Genomic DNA, 6,068 nt, shown 5'->3' on the forward strand with positions numbered 1-6,068 from the left:
GACCCCGGCCGCCGCTGCTCCGGCCGCGCCCGCGCCGACGCCCGCTCCGGCTCCGGCCGCGCCGCGTGTCGAAGCGCCCCGCGCCGAGGCTCCCGCCGCGCCGCGCGCTCCGGGCCAGACCCGCACCTACGAACCCAGCCGTGAGCGTCGCGACGACCGTCCGACCACCACGACCTACCGGCCGACGCCGGGCGGCGACCGCCCTCAAGGCGATCGTCCCCAGGGTGACCGCCCGCAGGGCGACCGTCCGTTCAACCAGCGCGCTCCGCGCCAGGACGGGCCGTACAATCAACGCGCCCCCCGTCAGGACGGACCCTACAACCAGCGCGCTCCGCGTCCGGACGGCGACCGTCCGCGCGGCCCGCGTCCGGAAGGCGGCGCCGGCGGCGGTGGCTACCGCTCGGGCGGCGACCGCCCGCAGGGTGATCGTCCGCAAGGCGACCGTCCGCAGCAGACCGTCCGCTACTCGGCCCTGGCTCCGCGCCCGGCGCCTGGCGCCGGCCGTGGTCCTGGCGGCCCCGGCGGTCCGCGCGGTCCGCGTCCGGGCGTGCCCGCTTCGGCTCCGGCGACCCCGGAAATCCAGCGCGCCATGCGCTCGGCCCCGCGTCCCGGCGGCGAAATCGGCCGCCGTCCCGACGAGGACGACGATCGTCGCAAGACCGCGAACGCGCCGAACAAGGCCGTGTCGCGCGTCAAGGGCGCTCCGCAACGCCGCGAAGGCCGTCTGACCATCCAGGCCGTGGCCGGTGATGGGGACTCGGCCGATCGCATGCGCTCGCTGGCCTCGGTTCGCCGGGCCCGTGAACGCGAAAAGGAAAAGCGCCGTGGCGGCGCGGTCGAGCAGGCGCGCGTCGCCCGCGAGGTCGTGATCCCCGACGTCATCACCGTGCAGGAGCTGTCCAACCGGATGGCCGTGCGCGGCGTCGAGATCATCAAGTTCCTGATGCGTCAGGGCGTGATGCTGAAGATCAACGACGTCATCGACAACGACACCGCCGAGCTGGTGGCCACCGAATTCGGCCACACCGTCAAGCGCGTGTCGGAAGCCGACGTCGAAGAAGGCTTCATCGGCGCCGAGGACCACGACGATCACCTGGAGGCCCGTCCTCCGGTCGTGACCATCATGGGCCACGTCGACCACGGCAAGACCTCGCTGCTCGACGCCCTGCGCTCCACCGACGTGGCGGCCGGTGAACACGGCGGGATCACCCAGCACATCGGCGCCTATCAGGTTCGCCTGAAGGACGGCCAGCGCGTCACCTTCCTTGACACCCCGGGCCACGCCGCCTTCTCGGCGATGCGCGCCCGCGGCGCCAACATCACCGACATCGTCGTGCTGGTGGTGGCCGGTGACGACGGCGTGATGCCGCAGACGATCGAAGCCATCAAGCACGCCAAGGCGGCCGAGGTTCCGATCATCGTGGCTGTCAACAAGATGGACAAGCCGGGCTCGGATCCGACCCGCGTGGTCAACGAGCTGCTGCAGCACGAGATCGTCGTCGAAAGCCTGGGTGGCGACACCCAGATCATCGAAGTCTCGGCCAAGGCCCGCACCGGCCTGGACGACCTGCTCGACGCCATCCTGCTGCAGGCCGAAGTGCTCGACCTGAAGGCCAACCCCGACCGCACCGCCGACGGCGTGGTGATCGAGGCCAAGCTGGACAAGGGTCGCGGCGCCGTCTCGACCGTCCTGGTCAACCGCGGCACGCTCAAGCGCGGCGACATCGTCGTCGCCGGCAGCCAGTTCGGCCGGGTTCGCGCCCTGCTGAACGAGCGTAACGAGCAGCTGACCGAAGCCGGTCCGGCCACCCCGGTCGAGATCCTCGGCCTGGACGGCGTTCCCTCGCCCGGCGAAGCCTTCGCCGTGGTCGAGAACGAAGCCCGCGCTCGCGAGCTGACCGAGTACCGCATCCGCCAGAAGCGCGAGAAGACTCTGGCCCCCGTGGGCGCCGGCGCTTCGATGGCCGACATGATGGCCAAGCTGCAGGACAAGAAGCTGAAAGAGCTTCCGCTGATCATCAAGGCCGACGTGCAAGGTTCGGCCGAGGCGATCATCGGTTCGCTGGACAAGATGGCCACCGACGAGGTCCGCGCGCGGATCATCCTGTCGGGCGCCGGCGCGATCAGCGAAAGCGACGTCATGCTGGCCAAGGGCGCCGGCGCGCCGGTCATCGGCTTCAACGTCCGGGCCTCGGCCCAGGCGCGAGCCCTGGCCGAACGCGAAGGGGTCGAGATCCGCTACTACGCGATCATCTACGACCTGCTGGACGACATCAAAGGCGTGCTCTCGGGCATGCTGGCCCCGATCCAGCGCGAAACCTTCCTCGGTAACGCCGAAGTCCTGCAGGCCTTCGACATCACCAAGATCGGCAAGGTCGCCGGCTGTAAGGTCACCGAAGGCGTGGTCCGCAAGGGCGCGAAGGTCCGGATCATCCGTCAGGACATCGTCGTGCTCGAACTGGGCACCCTGCAGACGCTCAAGCGCTTCAAGGACGAGGTCAACGAAGTCCCCGTCGGTCAGGAGTGCGGCATGATGTTCGCGGGCTTCCAGGACATCAAGGTCGGCGACACCATCGAGTGCTTCACCGTCGAGGAGATCAAGCGCCAGCTCGACTAGGCGTTTGACCTGAACTCAGCTTAGAGGAAGGCGCGAACTCCGGTTCGCGCCTTTCTTGCGTTTGGGGTGTGTGTCGATGGAAGTCGCGGGGGAAATCGGGATCTTCGAGAGCCAGAAGGCCTGCGCGCCGCTGCGCAAGCACCTGTTCGGCGCGAGACGGTTCCTGCCCTGGCTGCTGGTGCTGGTCTACATGGCCGCCCTTATGGCTGGGTCGTCCCTCGCCGAGTGGCTGGTTCCTGGAACGGGGCTCCTGGGGCTGCTGGCCGTGGCGATCCCCGCCGTGTTGCTCTGGATGCGGCTCTGCGGGCGGATGGCCCCGAAGGCCTGGATGGCCCGCGGCGTGCCGATGCAGGCGTTGACGACCTACCGCGCCGACGAGGCTGGCCTGACGATCGTCTGGCCTCACTATGAGACCCGCCTGGCCTGGGCCGGGGTTTCGCAGATCGCGCCCGGCCACAAGTCCTGGCTGTTCATCGGTCCGGGGCAGGCCTTCTTCCTGCCGGTGCGCTTCTTCGCCGACCCGGCGGCCGAAAACTCGTTCCTGAGGACATGCTTCGACCGTCTCGATCCGGCCGCCCAGGCGCGGAGCAAGGACCTCGCCGCGCGGCTGGGCTGACCCGCCGCGACACGATCGACTGGAATTCGCCGGAATTGGGCGTTAGCCCTACGCCATGCGCATTCGAGCCCTTCTCGCCCTGACCGCGGTCGCCGCCTCCCTGAGCGCCTGCGCCACCGCCGACCGCTACGACGCCGCCGGCGACGTGCACGCCCTGCTGACGGCGATCCGCAACAACGACCGGGCGACCTTCGACAGCCTGGTCGATCACCGGGCCCTGACCGGCGCGGTCGAGGCGCGCCTGGTCGACGAGGCCCGCCGCTCGGGCATGAAGGGCGGCTGGCAGGCGGCGATGATCGCCCTGGCCGGCCCGGCGGCCGACGTCGCCGGCGCGGCCCTGATCCGCCCCGAGGTGTTCCGCGCGGCCGCCAACTACTACGGCTACACGCCCGACAAGCCGATCCCCGGCCGCATCGCCATCGCCTCGGCCCTGCGGCCCGTCGGCGACGGCCGGGTCTGCGCCGCCAAGAAGGACGGCCCCTGCATGCTGACCTTCACCCGCGAGGGCGGCAGCTGGCGGCTGTCGGGCTTCGACGCCCAGGCCGTGAACCTGCAGCTCAAGCGATGAGGGCCGGCCCGCCCCTGCTGCTCGCCGCCGCGGCGCTGCTGAGCGCCCTGGCGACCCCGGCCGCGGCCGAGCGGCGGATGTTCTCCTATGACCCGATCTCGCCGGACGCCAGGCGGCTGACGGGGGCGGGGGTGACCGTGCTGTTCGAGCAGGGCCTGCTGGGCGTCCGGCCGATCAAGGTGCTGGCCACCGGCGTTCCAGCCCAGGCCCTGCTGCGCAAGGGCAGCCAGAAGGACCTCGGCAAGGGCGGCCTGGGGTCCATGTCGGGCGTCGACGCCGACGCGGCCCTCTACGAGGTCGATGGAACGGCCGAGCAAGGCAAGATCTATGTCCGCGCCTTCTGTCCGGGCTCCAAGCGCCTGTGGCTGAGCTTCAGCCGCATCGCCCTGCGCCACGACCTGCGTATCCAGGCGTTCGGCGACGATCCCAAGGCCGCAGGTCAGGCCCGGCTGTGCGGCACGCTGGACTTTTCCTATCGCGGCGAATGGCGGCTGCCGAGCGGCGGCCCGCCTGATCCCAACGAGGACTGGACCGACAGCCTGAACGGCCCGCGCTGAGGGTTCCTGCCGGTCTCTTCAGGAAAAGCCGGGTTCCCTTCGGCGGTCGGCGCCGTTAGGGTCGAACCCATGATCGCGAGCGAACGCGGGACCCGGCGCTTCCAGCGCCGCCGTTCCCTGGGCACGAACGGACTCGTACGCAGCGCCTGACCGCTAGGGATCAGGCGTGGCGCTTATCTGCGCCCAGATGACGGACGGCCAGGCCGCCGTCGAATTCAGAAGACCGGCGGCCGAGGCCGCCGCACGACAGTCTCGACGAAGAAGACCTCATGACCATCGACACCCAAGACTTGGCCCCGCAGGACTGGGCCGCGCGCTTCTCCGCGCGCATGGCCGGCATCCGCGCCAGCGAGATCCGCGAGCTGCTGAAGCTGCTGGAGCAGCCCGATATCCTGTCCTTCGCCGGCGGCATCCCCGATCCGGCGCTGTTCCCGGCCGGGCCGATCCGCCAGGCCTACGCCGAGATCCTCGGCGACGGCGCCCAGGCCGCCCAGGCCCTGCAATACACCGTCAGCGAGGGCCACGGCCCGCTGCGCCGCTGGATCGCCGAGCGCATGACCCGCGACGGCATGCCGTGCGAGCCCGAAAACGTGCTGCTGACCGCCGGCTCGCAGCAGGCGCTCGACCTGCTGGGCAAGCTGTTCCTCGATCCCGGCGCGGCCGTCATGGTGGCCCGGCCGACCTATCTGGGCGCGCTGCAGGCCTTCAACGCGTACCAGCCGTCCTATCTCGACCTGCCCGAGTGCGCCCTGGCCGGCGACACGGCCGCCCAGGCGGCCGTGGAGGCCCGCAAGCCCCGCCTGGGCTACTTCGTGCCCGACTTCGCCAATCCCACTGGCGTCAGCCTCACCCTGGCCGAGCGCGAGGCGCTGCTGGACCTGGCGCAGGCCCTGGACTTTCCGCTGGTCGAGGACGGCGCCTATCGCGAGCTGCGCTTCGGCGGCGAGGCCATCCCCTCGCTTCTGGCGCTGGACATCGCCCGCAACGGCTCGATCGAGGCCGCGCGCACCCTGTTCTGCGGCACCCTGTCGAAGACGCTGTCGCCGGCCCTGCGGATCGGCTGGATCTGTGGCCCGAAGGCGGCGATCGAGAAGCTCGTTTTGCTCAAGCAGGGCGGCGACCTGCATGTCTCGACCATCAACCAGATGGTCGCCCACCGGGTGGTCTCCGAGGGCTACGATCAGCACCTGGGCAACCTTCGGGCCGTCTATGGCGGCCAGGCGCGGGCGATGCTGGCGGCGCTGGAGCGGCACATGCCCGCCGGCGTCTCCTGGATCTCGCCCGAGGGCGGCATGTTCGTCTGGCTGACCCTGCCGGACGGAATCGACGGCAAGGCCCTGCTCGAGCGCGCCCTGGTGGACGCCCGCGTCGCCTTCGTGCCCGGCGCGCCTTTCTTCGCCGAAGCTCCGGCCGCCAACACCCTGCGCCTCAGCTACTCGCTGCTGCCTCCCGAGCAGATCGAGGAGGGCGTGCGGCGGCTGGCGGGGCTGATCGGGGAGTAGCGCTGACCCCCTCCGGCCCTTCGGGCCGCCTCCCCCGGAGGGGGAGGATCTCCGCGGCGCCATGCCCCCTCTGGGGGAGCTGTCGCGAAGCGACTGAGGGGGTTTGGGGATCCAGACATGGAAACGGCCGCTCCCTTTAGGGAAGCGGCCGTTTTGGTGGAGCTAAGCGGAGTCGAACCGCTGACCTCTTGAATGCCATTCAAGCGCT

General features: G+C 70.5%; 5 protein-coding genes. All 5 read left to right on the forward strand.

Translation table 11 applies throughout. The features are described from left to right. Window positions 1-2,617: translation initiation factor IF-2 (gene infB / locus ACODR1_RS24650; RefSeq protein WP_488882795.1), on the forward strand; the 2,617-nt coding region annotated here is incomplete at its 5' end. Between the two features lie 76 nt (window positions 2,618-2,693). Beyond that, window positions 2,694-3,233, forward strand: coding sequence for a YcxB family protein (locus ACODR1_RS24655; RefSeq protein ID WP_488882796.1), 540 nt, complete (start codon window positions 2,694-2,696; stop codon window positions 3,231-3,233). A gap of 55 nt (window positions 3,234-3,288) precedes the next feature. Continuing rightward, complete coding sequence (locus tag ACODR1_RS24660) at window positions 3,289-3,801, forward strand: DUF2939 domain-containing protein (protein ID WP_488882797.1); 513 nt, start codon at window positions 3,289-3,291, stop codon at window positions 3,799-3,801. After that, window positions 3,798-4,358 (forward strand): hypothetical protein, encoded by a 561-nt coding sequence (locus tag ACODR1_RS24665; RefSeq protein WP_488882798.1) that lies wholly within the window; start codon window positions 3,798-3,800, stop codon window positions 4,356-4,358. Before ACODR1_RS24660 ends, ACODR1_RS24665 begins: the two co-directional genes overlap by 4 nt. A 269-nt stretch (window positions 4,359-4,627) precedes the next feature. Next, window positions 4,628-5,860, forward strand: a complete 1,233-nt coding sequence (locus ACODR1_RS24670; protein WP_488882799.1) for an aminotransferase-like domain-containing protein — start codon at window positions 4,628-4,630, stop codon at window positions 5,858-5,860. Window positions 5,861-6,068 lie beyond the last annotated feature (208 nt).

The sequence above is a fragment of the Caulobacter sp. FG7 genome (assembly GCF_057808875.1).

Coding starts and splice junctions, on each gene's coding strand:
- ACODR1_RS24655 (WP_488882796.1), top strand. CDS start 2,694: ATGGAAGTCGCGGGGGAAATCGGGATCTTCGAGAGCCAGAAGGCCTGC.
- ACODR1_RS24660 (WP_488882797.1), top strand. CDS start 3,289: ATGCGCATTCGAGCCCTTCTCGCCCTGACCGCGGTCGCCGCCTCCCTG.
- ACODR1_RS24665 (WP_488882798.1), top strand. CDS start 3,798: ATGAGGGCCGGCCCGCCCCTGCTGCTCGCCGCCGCGGCGCTGCTGAGC.
- ACODR1_RS24670 (WP_488882799.1), top strand. CDS start 4,628: ATGACCATCGACACCCAAGACTTGGCCCCGCAGGACTGGGCCGCGCGC.